15 protein-coding genes and 2 tRNA genes are annotated in these 15,209 nt (G+C 65.9%); 8 read left to right on the top strand and 9 right to left on the bottom strand.

From position 1 onward, the window contains the following. The first annotated feature begins 22 nt into the window (after window positions 1–22). Together ACMT1E_RS06625 and ACMT1E_RS06620 are read left to right on the top strand one after the other, a co-directional pair. Window positions 23–112 (top strand) — tRNA-Ser (locus ACMT1E_RS06625). Window positions 113–167: 55 nt separating this feature from the next. Then, on the top strand, window positions 168–959 hold the full coding sequence (locus tag ACMT1E_RS06620; protein ID WP_414902875.1) for a toll/interleukin-1 receptor domain-containing protein: 792 nt from the start codon (window positions 168–170) through the stop codon (window positions 957–959). 289 nt (window positions 960–1,248) lie between these two features. Here the strand turns inward: ACMT1E_RS06620 and clpX are convergent, their stop codons facing one another. The 9 genes from clpX to gatC all read right to left on the bottom strand — a co-directional run bounded on the left by clpX (window position 1,249) and on the right by gatC (window position 10,749). Further along, entirely contained in the window at window positions 1,249–2,520 is a 1,272-nt protein-coding gene (gene clpX, locus ACMT1E_RS06615) for an ATP-dependent Clp protease ATP-binding subunit ClpX (protein ID WP_414902873.1), read from the bottom strand. A 109-nt stretch (window positions 2,521–2,629) separates the two neighbouring features. Continuing rightward, entirely contained in the window at window positions 2,630–3,280 is a 651-nt protein-coding gene (gene clpP / locus ACMT1E_RS06610) for an ATP-dependent Clp endopeptidase proteolytic subunit ClpP (RefSeq protein ID WP_414902871.1), read from the bottom strand. A gap of 38 nt (window positions 3,281–3,318) precedes the next feature. Further along, window positions 3,319–4,293, bottom strand: coding sequence for a glycosyltransferase family 2 protein (locus ACMT1E_RS06605; protein WP_414903298.1), 975 nt, complete (start codon window positions 4,291–4,293; stop codon window positions 3,319–3,321). 65 nt (window positions 4,294–4,358) lie between these two features. Beyond that, complete coding sequence (gene tig / locus ACMT1E_RS06600) at window positions 4,359–5,987, bottom strand: trigger factor (protein WP_414903297.1); 1,629 nt, start codon at window positions 5,985–5,987, stop codon at window positions 4,359–4,361. 59 nt (window positions 5,988–6,046) lie between these two features. Next, window positions 6,047–6,131 (bottom strand) — tRNA-Leu (locus tag ACMT1E_RS06595). Between the two features lie 81 nt (window positions 6,132–6,212). Then, window positions 6,213–7,685, bottom strand: a complete 1,473-nt coding sequence (gene gatB, locus ACMT1E_RS06590; RefSeq protein ID WP_414902869.1) for an Asp-tRNA(Asn)/Glu-tRNA(Gln) amidotransferase subunit GatB — start codon at window positions 7,683–7,685, stop codon at window positions 6,213–6,215. Between the two features lie 38 nt (window positions 7,686–7,723). After that, window positions 7,724–8,884, bottom strand: coding sequence for an acyltransferase family protein (locus ACMT1E_RS06585; protein WP_414902867.1), 1,161 nt, complete (start codon window positions 8,882–8,884; stop codon window positions 7,724–7,726). 96 nt (window positions 8,885–8,980) lie between these two features. Continuing rightward, a complete protein-coding gene (gene gatA, locus ACMT1E_RS06580) occupies window positions 8,981–10,462 on the bottom strand; it encodes an Asp-tRNA(Asn)/Glu-tRNA(Gln) amidotransferase subunit GatA (protein ID WP_414902866.1) in 1,482 nt (493 codons plus the stop codon). Next, window positions 10,462–10,749: an Asp-tRNA(Asn)/Glu-tRNA(Gln) amidotransferase subunit GatC gene (gatC, locus tag ACMT1E_RS06575; RefSeq protein WP_414902864.1), complete on the bottom strand. Its 288-nt coding sequence runs from the start codon at window positions 10,747–10,749 to the stop codon at window positions 10,462–10,464. The genes gatA and gatC overlap by 1 nt, the downstream gene beginning before the upstream one ends. A 106-nt stretch (window positions 10,750–10,855) precedes the next feature. Here gatC and ACMT1E_RS06570 point away from each other — a divergent pair, with 106 nt between their 5' ends. From ACMT1E_RS06570 to ACMT1E_RS06545, 6 genes are read left to right on the top strand one after another with little or no spacing between them, the layout of a single operon-like run. After that, a complete protein-coding gene (locus tag ACMT1E_RS06570; RefSeq protein ID WP_414902862.1) occupies window positions 10,856–11,986 on the top strand; it encodes a DUF3089 domain-containing protein in 1,131 nt (376 codons plus the stop codon). Continuing rightward, complete coding sequence (ruvX, locus tag ACMT1E_RS06565; RefSeq protein WP_414902860.1) at window positions 11,983–12,441, top strand: Holliday junction resolvase RuvX; 459 nt, start codon at window positions 11,983–11,985, stop codon at window positions 12,439–12,441. Before ACMT1E_RS06570 ends, ruvX begins: the two co-directional genes overlap by 4 nt. A gap of 30 nt (window positions 12,442–12,471) precedes the next feature. Then, window positions 12,472–13,731, top strand: coding sequence for a bifunctional phosphopantothenoylcysteine decarboxylase/phosphopantothenate synthase (locus tag ACMT1E_RS06560; RefSeq protein ID WP_414902858.1), 1,260 nt, complete (start codon window positions 12,472–12,474; stop codon window positions 13,729–13,731). Then, window positions 13,728–14,168 (top strand): dUTP diphosphatase, encoded by a 441-nt coding sequence (gene dut, locus ACMT1E_RS06555; protein WP_414902856.1) that lies wholly within the window; start codon window positions 13,728–13,730, stop codon window positions 14,166–14,168. Before ACMT1E_RS06560 ends, dut begins: the two co-directional genes overlap by 4 nt. Continuing rightward, window positions 14,165–14,914 (top strand): HesA/MoeB/ThiF family protein, encoded by a 750-nt coding sequence (locus ACMT1E_RS06550; protein ID WP_414902854.1) that lies wholly within the window; start codon window positions 14,165–14,167, stop codon window positions 14,912–14,914. Before dut ends, ACMT1E_RS06550 begins: the two co-directional genes overlap by 4 nt. After that, the gene (locus ACMT1E_RS06545; RefSeq protein ID WP_414902853.1) at window positions 14,902–15,207 is read left to right on the top strand and encodes a hypothetical protein; all 306 of its coding nucleotides are present in this window, start codon (window positions 14,902–14,904) and stop codon (window positions 15,205–15,207) included. The genes ACMT1E_RS06550 and ACMT1E_RS06545 overlap by 13 nt, the downstream gene beginning before the upstream one ends. The last annotated feature ends 2 nt before the right edge of the window (window positions 15,208–15,209 follow it).

Genomic DNA, 15,209 nt, shown 5'->3' with positions numbered 1-15,209 from the left:
GCGAAACGCCCGGAAGCGGCACGGAAGAGTGGCCGAGTGGTTTAAGGCACTGGTCTTGAAAACCAGCGACGGTGCAAGCCGTCCGTGGGTTCGAATCCCACCTCTTCCGCCACCCCCTTCACATTAAGGCGCTACCCGTTAGCTTCTGTGTAATTTGGGGAAAGTCGATGCCGCACAAAATATTTTTGAGTCACAACTGCAACGACAAACCGCTTGTCGAAGCCGTCGCCGTAAAATTAGCGGCGATTTTTGGTCAGGACCTAGTGTTCTATGACTCGTGGTCGATCAAACCCGGCGATGGGATCATTGATAAAATGAACGAGGGCCTCGATGCGCCCGAGTTTGTGTTCTTTTTTGTCTCTAAAAATAGCCTCGCCAGCGGAATGGTGGCACTCGAGTGGCAGAACGCGCTCTACTCTGCGTCCAAAGGTGAAACCCGAATCATCCCAGTCAGGATGGACGGTAGCGAAATGCCCGCCGTGCTCAAACAGACCTTATTCATCGATATGTATACAATTGGACTGGAATCAGCGATAGCTCAGATAGTTAGCGTCACCCAAGGAAATGCCTCGTTTACACCGCAGCATCTTGGGTTTTCTAATCTTACCTACAAGAGAGTTAATGCAGGAGACGGTTCTTTTGAAATTATAATTCAAGCATCACATTTGATGGAGCCCAGCGTTAGCTTCGCTTTTGTTACAGAGAATGAGGAAAATGAAATCAGCGTCACCGTAAAGAACCATTCTATGCAATATGGCGGCTACAAAAAGAATGCTATTTCGCTAGCGAACGACCAAATCGTCAACGTTATAACCGTTAAGCCTGTCGGGGCACCTCTAACGCCCAGTCACCCCGTTCGTTTTGAGGTTAAGCGGACTGGTTCTGCGCCATTGAACTTGATCGACGTACTGCACGAACGAGGCGAAAATCTTTGGAGCCCTGTACCAAACTGCCCTTAGTAAGTGTAGGGCGGAGGCGTCAGCAGCGCATCTGCTAGCGCCATCCGCTGCCCGCTTCTCATTCGCGGAGATGGTCGAGGATCAGCAAGAAGTCCCCCGCCAGCGTGCCCGCCATCACCTCCGCACATGCGGCATCGGCGAATGCATCGAACGAACCGCACATGATGACGATGGGCGACGGTCGCGGCTACCGAGCAGCCTCCGGCCTCGCCATGCGCGTCCGCGCCCATTAAAAACGCGGGTGAGCATTATCCCCCATCCGCGCCTCATGCTTCAGTGATGCCGCCCGTCAGGCGGCGTCGCCGGCCTTTTCCTTTTCTTTCTTGGCGTAGACGCGGATCGGTTCCTTGCGGCCTTCCACCACGTCGCGGTCGATCATCACCTCGTCGACGCCGTCCATCGACGGCAGGTCGAACATGGTGTCGAGCAAAATGCCTTCCAGGATCGAACGCAGGCCGCGCGCGCCGGTCTTGCGCTCGATCGCCTTCTTGGCGATCGAAACCAGCGCGTCCTCGGTGAAGGACAGGGTCACCGTCTCCATCTCGAACAGCTTCTGGTACTGCTTGACCAGTGCGTTCTTCGGCTCGGACAAGATCTTGACCAGCGCGTCGACGTCCAGATCCTCCAGCGTCGCGATCACTGGCAAGCGGCCGACGAATTCGGGGATCAGCCCGAACTTCAGCAGGTCCGCCGGCTCGCTCTGGCGCAGAACCTCGCCGGTGCGCCGCTCCTCGGGCGCCGCGACATAGGCGCCGAAACCGATCGACTTGCCCTGCAAACGGTCGGCGATGATCTTTTCCAGCCCGGAGAAAGCGCCGCCGCAGACAAACAGGATGTTGGTGGTGTCGACCTGCAGGAATTCCTGCTGCGGGTGCTTGCGGCCACCCTGCGGCGGGACGGAGGCGGTGGTGCCCTCCATCAGCTTCAACAGCGCCTGCTGCACGCCCTCACCCGATACGTCGCGGGTAATCGACGGGTTCTCGGCCTTGCGGCTGATCTTGTCGATTTCGTCGATGTAGACGATGCCGCGCTGCGCCCGCTCGACATTGTAGTCGGATGCCTGGAGCAGCTTCAGGATGATGTTTTCGACATCTTCGCCGACATAACCGGCCTCGGTCAGCGTCGTCGCGTCGGCCATGGTGAACGGCACGTCAAGCAGCCGCGCCATCGTCTGAGCAAGCAACGTCTTGCCCGAACCGGTCGGCCCGATCAGCAGGATGTTGGACTTGGCCAGCTCGACATCGCCGCCCTTGGCGCCGTGGTTCAACCGCTTGTAGTGGTTGTGCACCGCAACGGACAGCACCCGCTTCGCCTGGGTTTGGCCGATCACATACTGGTCGAGATGCTCGCAGATCTCATGCGGCGTCGGCACGCCGCCGTCGCGCTTGGATACCAGCGCGGACTTGGTTTCCTCGCGGATGATGTCGTTGCACAGCTCGACGCATTCATCGCAGATGAACACCGTCGGTCCGGCAATCAGCTTGCGAACCTCATGCTGCGACTTGCCGCAGAAGGAGCAGTAGAGCGTGCTCTTCGAATCGCCGCCACTCAACTTGGTCATCCGTTCCTTCCTTCGGCCCGCCGTGCGGGCCTGTTCGGGCGGGGTATCCTAGACCGCGCCCATTCTATCCGACAATGCCGAATTTTCCGTTTCGCCGCGCCGCCCCCGGTCAGGCGGCGGGCGCCGCCTGTTCCTCGGTCGGCTGCGGCCGCTTGTCGAACACCTCGTCGATCAGCCCGAACGTCTTCGCTTCGTCAGCGCTCAGGAACTTGTCGCGCTCCATGGAGCTTTCGATCGTCTCGATCGGCTGGCCGGTGTACTTGGCGTACAGCTCGTTCATCCGGTGACGGATGCGCAGGATTTCCTTGGCCTGGATCTCGATGTCCGTCGCCTGCCCCTGGGCACCGCCCGACGGCTGGTGGATCATGATCCGCGCATTGGTCAGCGCCACGCGCATGCCGGGCTCGCCGGCGGCAAGCAGGAAGCTGCCCATCGACGCCGCCTGGCCGATGCACACCGTGCCGACGCGCGGGCGGATGTACTGCATCGTGTCGTGGATCGCCATGCCGGACGTCACCACCCCGCCCGGCGAGTTGATGTACATGTAGATGTCCTTCTTCGGGTTCTCGGACTCGAGGAAGAGCAGCTGGGCGGTGATCAGCGAGGCCATATGGTCCTCCACCTGCCCGGTGACGAAGATGATCCGTTCGCGCAACAGCCGCGAATAGATGTCGAAGCTGCGTTCGCCGCGGTTCGATTGCTCGATGACAATCGGCACCAGCGCGTCGTGGACCTGGCCGTTTTCGAACGGATTATTCATGAAGAATCCCTGATTTCCTGCTCGTCGGGGGGTAATGCCTAGGCGCTAAGATCGGGTGAAGGCAAGCCGGGTTCAACCCCACCCGGCGCCGGATGCGCCAGGTAGGCCAGCCGCCGCACTTCCAGCCGGCCGCGCACCACCGTGTCGAGGATCAATCCGCACAGCCCGTTCAGGATGGCGAGGATCATCAATCCGGTCGCCAGCACCGCCGTCGGCAGGCGCGGAACCAGCCCGGTCTGGCTGTAAGTGACGGCCAGCGGCGCGGCGAGGATCAGCGCCGCCAGCGCCAGCAGCGCCCCGACCCCGCCGAAGAACAGCACCGGCCGCTCGATCCGGAACAGGGTTACGATCGTCCGCAGGATGCGCCAGCCGTCGCGCCAGGTCGACAGTTTCGACGCCGACCCTTCCGGGCGGGCGGCGTAGGATGTCAGCTTCTCGGCCACCGGCATCCGCAGCTCAAGCGCATGGACGCTGATCTCGGTCTCGATCTCGAAGCCGGAGGACAGCACCGGAAAGCTTTTGACGAACCGGCGGGAAAACACCCGGTAGCCGGAAAATATGTCGCTGAAGCTGCGGCCGAACAGCCAGGCGAGGATGCCGGTGAACAGCACGTTGCCCAGCCGGTGGCCGCGGCGATAGGCCGCCTCCACTTCGCTCTGCCGGGCGCCGACAACCATGTCGAGCCGCTCCTCGGCCAGCATCCGCACCATCGCCGGGGCGGCGGCGGCATCATAGGTCGCGTCGCCGTCGGCCATCACGTAGATGTCGGCCTCAATGTCGGCGAACATCCGGCGGACGACATGGCCCTTGCCCTGCATCCGCTCGTCACGAACGACCGCGCCGGCCTTGCGCGCGGCATCGGCGGTGCGGTCGGTGCTGTTGTTGTCGTAGACGTAGATCGTCGCCTGCGGCAGCGCGGCGCGGAACGCGGCGACCGTCGGGCCGATCGCCGCCTCCTCGTTATAGCAGGGCAACAGCACCGCGATTCGCGGCAACCGGGCGGGATCGGTCATCATCGCCTTGCCTTAGCGGGTTCCGCCACTCTGGCGAAGGCCAGAATGGCGGACCTTGGCGATGTTCAGCCTTCCGTCTTCTTGGCGGCGGGCTTTTTCGCTGCAGGCTTGGCCTTGGCCGGCGCTTCGTCCTTCGCTGCCTCGGCCTTCTTCGCGGCCGGCTTCTTGGCCGGGGCCGGCGCATCCTCGGCGGCAGCGGCCTTCTTCGGCGCCGCCTTCTTCGCCGCAGGCTTGGCGGAAGCCTCGGCCTTGGCGTCCTCGCTCACCGCCTTCTTCGGCGCCGCTTTCTTGGCGGCCTTCGGCTTGGCGTGGTCGTGATCGTGGTGGTCATGGCCGCAGCCGGGGCCATGGACATGGCCGGCATCGTCCTCGGACTCGATTTCCGCCTCAATGTCCTCGCGCGTCACTTCGCGCTCGCTGATCTCCGCCTTGGAGAACAGGAAGTCGACGACCTTGTCCTCGTAGAGCGGCGCGCGCAGCTGGGCGGCCGCCATCGGCTCCTGCTGGATGTACTGGACGAAACGCTCGCGGTCCTGCGGGTTGTACTGCTGCGCCGCCTGCTGGACGAGGCGGTTCATTTCCTGCTGGCTCACCTCGACGCCGTTGGCCTGGCCGATCTCGGACAGCAACAGGCCCAGGCGCACGCGCCGCACGGCGATGGCGCGATAATCCTCGCGGTCCTTCTCCATCTCGGCGCGGGCGGCCTCGGGGTCCTCCTCGTGGCCCGCCTCGTGCTCAAGCTGCGCCCAGATCTGGTTGAACTCCGCCTCGACCATCGACGGCGGCACGTCGAAGTCGTGCGCGGCGGCCAGCTGGTCGAGCAGCCGGCGCTTCATATGGGTGCGGGTCAGGCCGTTATGTTCCTGCTCGATCTGTCCCTTGAACAGCTCGCGCAGCTGGTCCAGCCCTTCCAGGCCCAGCGCCTTGGCGAATTCCTCGTCGGCGACGGTTTCCTTCGGCGTCTTGACCGCGGTGATCACCAGGTCGAACGTCGCCGGCTTCCCCGCCAGATGCTTGGCGTTGTAGTTTTCCGGGAAAGTGACCTCGATGGTCTTCTCGTCATTGGCCTTCACGCCGACAAGCTGGTCTTCGAAACCGGGGATCAGCTGGCCAGAGCCGATCTCGATGGCCATGCCCTCGCCCTTGCCGCCGGCGAACTCTTCGCCACCAACCTTGCCGACGAAATCCATCGTCACCAGGTCGCCGGTCTTCGCCTTGTAGGTCGGCTTGGCGTCGTCCCAGCTCTTGTTCTGCGCCGCAATCCGCGCCACCGCCTCGTCGATCTGCGCGTCGGTCACCGGCACGGTCAGCCGCTCCAGCTTCAGCCCGTCGATCTGCGGCGTCGGCACCTGCGGCAGCACCTCCAGCGAAACGGTGATCTGGGCATCCTTGCCCGGTTCATATCCTTCGGCCAGCTCCACCGACGGCTGCATCGCCGGGCGCAGCTTGTTGTCGGCGAGAATCTTCTGCACGCCTTCCTGAATAGAGCTGTTCAGCGCGTCCTGCTGCAACGCCGGGCCGTGCATCTTGCGGACCAGATTGGCCGGCACCTTGCCGGGGCGGAAACCGGGCATCCGCACCTGCGGCGCGACGGTCTTCAACTCGGCCTCGACGCGCTTGTCGATGTCCTTGGCGGTGATGGTGAGCGTGTAGGCGCGCTTCAGGCCTTCGTTCAACGTCTCGACAGTCTGCATTTCGGTCAACATGCCTTTTCAAGCTGAATGGCGATGGCGGCAGCGTGCATGGGCGAAACTGGTGCGGGCGAAGGGATTTGAACCCCCACATCTTTCGATACTGGAACCTAAATCCAGCGCGTCTACCAATTCCGCCACGCCCGCGTCAGGACCGCCGGTCGGCGGCGTCTATAACAGGAGGGCGCTCCAGAGCAAGCGGATCGGGCGACCGGCCAGCCCGAAAGCCTAACCGAGCGCCTTCTTCAGCTGCGCGTTCACCACTTGCGGATTGGCCTTGCCGGCCATCGCCTTCATCGTCTGGCCAACGAAAAAGCCGAACAGCGCCTCCTTGCCGTCCTTGTATTGCGCGACCTTGTCGGCATTGGCGGCCAGCACATCGGCGATCACCGCGTCGATCGCGCCGGTATCGCTGGTCTGCTTCATCCCGCGTTCCGCGACGATCTTCGCCGGGTCGCCGCCGGTTTCCAGCATAATCTCGAACACCTGCTTGGCCAGCGTGCCGGACAGGGTACCGTCGGCGACCAGCGCGAGCAGCTCGGCGCCCTGTTCGGGGCTGACCGGGCTGGCGTCGATATCCTTGCCGACCCGGTGGAGCGCGCCGAACAGGTCGGAAATCACCCAGTTAGACGCCGCCTTCGCCGTCACCCTGTCGCCGCACGCCGCGAGCAGCCGCTCGAACCAGCGCGCCGTCTCCACCTCGGCGGTCAGCACCGCCGCATTGTAGGCGGTGACGCCAAGAACATCGCGATAACGCGCCCGTTTGGCATCCGGCAGCTCCGGCAGGCTGGCGCGGCATTCGGCGATAAACGCCTCGTCCAACTCCAGCGGCAGCAAGTCGGGATCGGGGAAATAGCGATAGTCGTGCGCGTCCTCCTTGGACCGCATCGACCGCGTCTCGCCCCGGTCCGGGTCGAACAGGCGAGTTTCCTGCACGATGCGGCCGCCGCTTTCCAGCACGTCGACCTGGCGCCGCGCCTCATACTCGATCGCCGCCATCACAAAGCGGACGGAATTGACGTTCTTGGTCTCCGTCCGGGTGCCGAATTCCTCGCCGGGGCGGCGCACGCTGACATTGACGTCGGCGCGCATCGATCCTTCCTCCATATTGCCGTCGCACGACCCGACATAGCGCAGGATAGAGCGCAGCTTGCGGACATAGGCGCCGGCTTCCGCCGGAGAACGCATGTCCGGCCGCGACACGATTTCCATCAGCGCCACGCCGGACCGGTTCAGGTCGACATAGGACCGGGTCGGGTGCTGGTCATGCATCAACTTGCCGGCATCCTGCTCGACATGGATGCGCTCGATCCCGACAATCTTCTCCTCGCCCTCGGCCGGCTCGATCGCGATCGATCCCTCGCCGACAAGCGGGTGGTAGAGCTGCGAAATCTGGTAGCCCTGCGGCAGGTCCGCGTAGAAATAATTCTTGCGGTCGAACCGGGACCAGCGGTTGATCTCCGCCTCGATCGCCATGCCGGTACGCACCGCCTGGCGGATGCATTCGCGGTTCGGCACCGGCAACATGCCCGGCATCGCCGCGTCGACCAGCGAAACCTGCGTGTTCGGTTCCGCGCCAAACGCGGTGGCCGCGCCGGAAAACAACTTGGCGTTGGACGTAATCTGGGCGTGGACTTCAAGCCCGATCACCACTTCCCATTCGCCGGTGGCGCCCTGGATTCGGTAGCTGCTGGTCGTCATCGCACCGTCTCTAATCGGATCGGCGGCTATCGCAAGCGTCAGAAAGTCGGCGCTTCGCTTTCGGCGCGGCTAACCTTCGCCTTGCGCCCGTCGGCCAGCAACCGCCGCGACCAGGCTCGCGCCGGCTGTTCGACCCAGTGATAGGTCAGCCAGGAACAACCGACGACGATGACTACCATCGCCACCGTCACCGCATCGCTCCACGGCGCCGGCAGCACGATCCAGTCGGCACCGCCCAGCGCCGGGTTGGGGCGAACAAACCTGTCGCCGCCGATCAGTTGCAATCCGTCGATCAGCCGCGCCTGCACGAATACGTGGATCATATAGATCGAATAGGACAGCGTACCGAGCAACCGGGGCAACGGCCGGTTCAGCACGCGGCTGATCGCGCCCCCTTCCCCGGCGAAGACGAAAATCGTGAGCGCGAACAGCAGTGGCGCCGCGAACGTTGCGGGCCCGGTACCGATCAGCGTGACGAAGGCGATACACGCCGCAACGACGGCGACCTCGGCCAGCGTCGCCGCCCCGGCCGTCGCCGGCCGCCAGCGCACCGCGCCAAGCGCGCTGTACAGCAGCACACCCAGGCTGAACCCGTAGAAGCATCGCAGCCAGCCCAGATCATAGGTCGCATCCAGCGCCCGGTCGGACCACAGCCACAATCCGGTCAGCGACGCGATCGCGATCAGCGCGAACAGCGGCAGCGCGCGCCGCCCGCCGAAACAGACCACGACAGCGAACAGGACATACGCCCACATCTCGGCGGCGATGCTCCAGGCGGGGCCATTCCATTGCAGAACGTCGGTCAGGCCGAAGGTGTTGAGCAACAGCAGCGACCCGACGAACTCGAATGGACTGCGGCCGTGGGTGAACGGCACCCGAGTCGACAAACCACCGCTTCCACACAGCAGCAGCACCAGCTCCACCACCAGCATCACCAGGAGGATGAACAGGTGCAGCGGGTAAATGCGCCCCATCCGCAGGCCAAGGAAGCGCCAGCCTGAATAGCCCGCCTGCAAACGCCCCAAATAGGCGTTGGCTATAACGAAGCCACTAAGAACAAAGAAGAAATCTACGAACAGCCAGCTATGCCGGACAATGTCCAGGTTAGACAGCACGCCCATGGTGTGGAAATGGAACAGCACTACGGCGCAGGCGCATAGTCCTCGAAGGCTGTCGAGCACCTCGAAACGATGCGACAAAACGCGTCCCCTTGCTAACCGGCGGCGCTTCTCTCAGCTTTTGCACGGCCGCGCGAGCAGATTTAGCATCTTTTTCTGCGATAGGGCGCTATTTCGTCACCACCAGTCGCTGGGGCGCTCGCTAAACCCGGCCCGCGCCTCGATCGCCAGACCGGCGTTCAGGACCCCTTGTTCGTCCAGCGGACGGCCGATCAGCTGCAGGCCCAGCGGCAGCCCCTGTCCGTCCAGTCCGCCGGGAACCGACATCGCCGGCAGTCCAGCCAGCGACGACGGCACAGTGAACACGTCGTTCAAATACATGGCGATCGGATCGGCGCTGCGCTCGCCCAGCGCGAATGCGGCGGACGGTGCCGTCGGCGTCAACAGCAGGTCGCAACTTGCCCAGGCCTGCTCGAAATCGCGGGCGATCAGGGTCCGGATTTTCTGCGCCTGCGTGTAATAGGCGTCATAGAAACCGGCCGACAGCACATAGGTGCCGATCAGGATGCGGCGCTTGACTTCGGCCCCGAACCCGGCGGCGCGGGTCGCGGCGTACATGTCCTGCAACCCCGCGCCTTCGGGCAGGTCGCGCAGTCCGTAGCGAACGCCGTCATAACGGGCGAGGTTGGACGACGCCTCAGCCGGCGCGACGATGTAGTACGCCGGAAGGGCGTAGCGGGTGTGCGGCAACGACACGTCGACCACCTCGGCCCCGGCGTCCTTCAGCCAGGCTGCGCCCTGCCGCCACAGCGCGTCGATCTCCGCGGGCATGTCGTCGACCCGGTATTCGCGCGGGATGCCGATGCGCTTGCCGCGCAGATCGGCGGACAGCGCCGCCTCCCAGTCGGGCACCGGCAGGTCGAGCGAGGTCGCGTCCTTCGGATCGAAACCGCTCATCGCGTGCAACATCAGCGCGCAGTCGCGCACGTCGCGCGCCATCGCCCCGGCCTGGTCAAGTGACGATGCGAAGGCGACGATGCCCCAGCGTGAACAGCGGCCGTAGGTCGGCTTGATCCCGGAAATACCGGTGAACGCCGCCGGCTGGCGAATCGAACCGCCGGTATCGGTGCCGGTCGCGGCCGGGCACAACCGCGCCGAAACAGCGGCGGCGCTCCCGCCAGACGATCCGCCCGGGGTCAGCGCGGCGTTGCCGCCATCATTCCGTCGCCACGGCGACACGACGTCGCCGAGCGCGCTGGTCTCGTTGGACGACCCCATCGCGAACTGGTCCAGGTTCAGCTTGCCGAGCATGCCGGCCCCGGCCGCCCACAGCTTCGCCGACACCGTCGATTCATACGGCGGCACGAAATCGCCAAGCATCGCGCTGGCGGCGGTCGAACGCACGCCGGCGGTGCAGAACAGATCCTTCATGCCGATCGGCACGCCGGACAGCGGCGCCAGCGTCCCCGCAGCGCGCGCCTTGTCGGCGGCGTCCGCGGCGGCCAGCGCATGTTCCGGCGTTTCGGTGATGAACGCGTTCAGCGAGCGCGCCGCGGCGACGCGCGCAACGAACTGCTCGGCCACCTCTCGCGCGGTGAACGTGCCGTCTCGCACCCCGTCGCGGATCGCCGCGATACCCAGGTCGGTCAACTCAGCCATTATTCGATCACCTTCGGCACGGCGAAGAAGCCGTGTTCAGCCTGCGGCGCGTTGGCCAGCACCGCGTCACGCACATCGCCGTCGGTGACGACGTCGTCGCGCAGCCGCAGGCTGTTGGCGATGACCGCGGTCATCGGGGTAACCCCGCTGGTGTCGACCTCGCCCAGTTGCTCGATCCAGCCAAGAATGTTGTTGAGTTCGGGCACCATCGCCTCTGCTTCGGCATCGCTGACCGCGATCCGGGCGAGGCCGGCGATCCGGCGGACTGTGGCTGTATCGACTGACATGCCGCGCGGCTAGCATCCGGCCCGTCCTGCTTCAAGCGCGACGGTAATGTTGGACGCGATCTTGTCCGCCCGCTAGGTGGCGGAAAGCGCAGTTCGGAGCACCCTCTTGGCCCGTAAATTCCTGTATTTCGTCGCCGGCGCAATCGTCCTCGTGCTGCTCGCCGCCCTCGCCTACCGCCTGTTCGGCGACCGGATGATGCGCGCCGCCTTCGTACCGACCGCCGCGTTCCAGGCCGCGCCGAAAGTCGCCGCCGACGCCTATGCCGATCCGGCGATGTGGTATTCCTACCCCGGCAAGGGCCCGACCGATCCGTCACTCTGGGTGCCCGAAGGCTATCAGCCTTCCGGGGCACCGCCCGCCGCGCTGTTCTATATTCACCCGACAACCTTCCTGGAACGTTCCGCCTGGAACGCCCCGCTCGACGACATTGAAGCCAGCGAGCGCGCCCGCCTGTTCCTGCGCGCGCAGGCAAGCGCGTTCAACGGCGTCGCCACCGTCTGGGCGCCCAAATACCGGCAGGCGACATTCGGCGCCTTCCTGACCGACCGCGCCGATGCGGAGAAGGCGCTCGCCCTCGCCTATGGCGACGTGCTGTCCGCGTTCGATCGCTTCGTAAAGGACATCCCCGCCGACCGGCCGATCATTCTCGCCGGACACAGCCAGGGTTCGCTCCACCTGACCCGCCTGCTCCGTGAGCGGGTCGCGGGCCGGCCGATCGTCGGCCGCATCGTCGCCGTCTACATCGTCGGCTGGCCGGTTTCAGTGGATACCGACCTCGTCGCCCTCGGCCTGCCGCCGTGCGAACAGGCTGAACAGGCCGGCTGCCTGCTATCCTGGCAAAGCTTCGCCGAGCCAGCCGACCCGTCGCTGATCTTTGAACATTACGACCAGACCACCGGCTTCAACGGCGCCCCGCGCGCGGGCAGCGCGATGCTGTGCACCAATCCGCTAACCGGCATCCCGTTCACCGCCGCCGATGCCGATGCCAATCTTGGCACCCTTTTCCCCAGCAAGGACCTGAAAAGCGCGACGCTCGAACCCGGACGCGTACCGGCGCGATGCGACGAGCGCGGGATTTTGCTGATCGGCGCTCCGCCTGAGCTTGGCCCCTACACCCTGCCCGGCAACAACTATCATGTCTTTGACTACCCGCTGTTCTGGGCGAACGTCCGTGTCGACATCGCTCGCCGCCTGGCGACGTACCAGGCGGCGCATCAGACCGACAAATCGCAATGATCGGCACCGACCCCGCGGCCTTCCGCGCGGCGTTGCCCGGCGCCGGCCGGCTGATCGGGCTGGATGTCGGTACCCGGACGATCGGTACCGCATTGTGCGACGCCGGATGGACCATCGCCAGCCCGGCGCTCCTCGTCCGGCGGACGAAATTCTCGGTCGACCGCGCGGCGCTGGAAGCGCTGATGACCGAACAACTGGTCGCCGGCATCGTCATCGGCCTGCCGCTCAACCTCGACGGCAGCGACTCGCCGCGCACCCAGTCGACGCGCGCCTTCGCCCGCAACATGTCTGGCGCGCGCCCGATCCTGTTATGGGACGAACGCTGGTCGACCCAGGCAGTCACCCGCACACTGATCGAAGCCGACGCCAGCCGCGCGCGCCGCGCCGAACTGGTCGACAAGCTCGCCGCCTCCTACATATTGCAGGGCGCGATCGACGCGCTCGCCGGCTTGTAACCCCGGCCGGCACGCGGCAATGAGGCGGTGATGACAGCGAAGCGCATTCTTCTGATCGTCGGCGGCGGGATCGCGGCCTACAAGGCGTGCGAACTGATCCGCCTGCTCCGCAAGGACGGGCTTGGCGTGCGTTGCGTGCTGACCGACGGCGGCGCCCATTTCGTCACCGCGATGACCCTCGCCGCCCTGTCCGAACAGCCGGTCCACACCAGCCTGTGGGATTTGAAGGACGAGGCGAAGATAGGCCATATCCGCCTCAGCCGCGAAGCCGATCTTGTCGTCGTCTCTCCCGGCACCGCCGACCTGATGGCGCGGATGGCCGCCGGCATATCGGACGATCTCGCGACAACGCTGCTGCTGGCGACCGACAAGCCCGTGCTGGTCGCCCCGGCGATGAACGTACGGATGTGGCTGCACCCGGCGACCCGGCGCAACGTCGAACGCCTGCGCGCCGACGGCGTGACGGTGATGGAACCGGACGAAGGCGCGATGGCCTGTGGCGAATACGGCCCCGGCCGCCTGCCGGAACCGACCGCCATCCTCGCCGCCATCCATGCGATGCTGGCGGCTGAGCCCGCGCCGGACCGCCCGGCCAAGCTGCCGCCACCCGCCGACGGCCCGGCATGGATCGGCCGCGACGCGCGGCTTGCCGGCCGCCATATCATCGTCACCGCCGGGCCGACGCATGAGCCGATCGACCCGGTCCGCTACATCGCCAACCGTTCTTCGGGAAAGCAGGGCTATGCGATCGCCGGCGCCCTCGCCGCGCGCGGGGCGCGGGTGACGCTGGTCTCCGGCCCGGTAACGCTGCCGACCCCGCCGGGCGTCGACCGCGTCGATGTCGAAACCGCACGCCAGATGGCCAGCGAAGTCGGCCGCGCCCTGCCCGCCGACGCGGCGGTGATGGTCGCCGCCGTCGCCGACTGGCGGGTCGAACCGGCGGCGGGCAAGATCAAGAAGCGGCCCGACGGCAAGCCGCCAACGCTCGGCCTGTCCGAAAACCCCGATATACTGGCTGAATTGTCGCGCGATCCGCGCCGCCCGGCGCTGGTCGTCGGCTTCGCGGCGGAGACCGAGAATGTCGTCGACAACGCCGTCGCCAAGCGAACGCGCAAGGGCAGCGACTGGATCGTCGCCAACGACGTGTCCGGTGACGTGATGGGCGGCGCCGAAAACCGCGTCCACCTCGTCACCGCCGACGGGGTCGAGGATTGGCCGCAGGGCAGCAAGCTGGCGGTGGCCGAGCGGCTGGCCGAACGAATCGCCGACGCACTTGGGGCCATACAATGACGCTGACCATCGAGATCAAACGGCTGCCCCACGGCAACGGCCTGCCCCTCCCCGCTTATGCCACCGCACACGCCGCCGGGATGGACGTGGTCGCCGCAGAGGCGCTGACCCTCGCCCCCGGCGCCCGCCATGCCGTCGCCACTGGCTTCGCCTTCGCCATCCCCGAAGGGCATGAGGTGCAGGTCCGCTCGCGCTCCGGGCTGGCGCTGAAGCACGGCGTCGTCTGCCTCAACGCGCCCGGCACCATCGATGCCGACTATCGCGGCGAGGTGAAGGTGATCCTCGCTAACCTGGGCAGCGAGCCGTTCGCCATCGCGCGCGGCGACCGGATTGCCCAGCTCGTCCCCGCCGCTGTCACCGCCGCCCAGTTCGCCGAGGTCGCTGAGCTGGATGAAACCGCGCGCGGCGCCGGCGGCTTCGGCTCGACCGGGGTGTGACGCTCAGCGACGCCCAGCTTGACCGTTACGCCCGCCACATCATCCTGAAGGAGATCGGCGGCACCGGGCAACGAGCGCTGCTCGCCGGCCACGTCGTGGTGATCGGTGCCGGCGGCATCGGCTGCCCGGCAATCGCGGCGCTGGCGGCGGCCGGGGTCGGCCGGCTGACCGTGATCGACGACGACAGGGTCGCGCTGTCCAACCTGCAACGCCAGACGCTGTTCGCGACCGCCGACGTTGGGCGGCTTAAGGTCGACGCGGCGGCGGATGCGGTCGCGCGACTGAACCCCGACGTGCATGTCGTTCGGCAGGAGGTACGGCTGGACGCCGGCAACGCCGCCGGCCTGCTCGCCGGTGCCGATGTCGTGCTCGACGGTTGCGACAATTTCGCCACCCGGCTGGCGGTCGCGGACGCTGCCCTCGCCCTCCGCATCCCGCTAGTCTCGGCGGCGGTCGGCCAGTTCGACGGGCAACTGGCAGTCTATCGCGGCTGGGAAGTCGGCAAGCCCTGCTACCGCTGCCTGATCGGCGATGATCCCGACCGGCCGGATGTCAGCTGCGCCGACCAGGGCGTGCTCGGCGCGCTGACCGCGACGCTTGGTGCCCTCGCCGCGATCGAGGCGATCCGCCAGATCGTGCCGTTCGGCGCCGACAGTGCCGGCCAGCTGCTACGGCTCGACGCCCTCGCCTTCCGATTCCACACCGCCACGCTGCCGAAAGACCCGGGGTGCCGATGCGCGGGCTGACCCTGATCGTGCTGACCGCCGATCGCGAGCGGCTGGACGCCGCGATTGCCATCGCCAGCGCCGCCGCCGCGCTTGGTGGGCGCGCCCGGCTCTACCTGCACGACCGCGCCGTCACTCTGCTGCCCGGCGCGCCGCTCGACGATGCGCTGGCGCTGGGGGTAGAGGTCATCGCCTGCCAAAGCGGCCTGGCTGCCGCCGGGCTGGCGCTCGACACGCTCGATCCGCGCATCGCCGGCGGCGGGCTGGTGTCGTTGCTCGCCGGGGCGGACGACGACCGCATCACCACCGTCTGACG

This window comes from Sphingomonas flavalba (assembly GCF_047553045.1).
Classification (GTDB): Bacteria; Pseudomonadota; Alphaproteobacteria; order Sphingomonadales; family Sphingomonadaceae; genus Sphingomonas_L; species Sphingomonas_L flavalba_A.
Note: the sequence above shows the minus strand (reverse complement) of the source record. Positions and strands in the feature narration are given on the sequence as shown.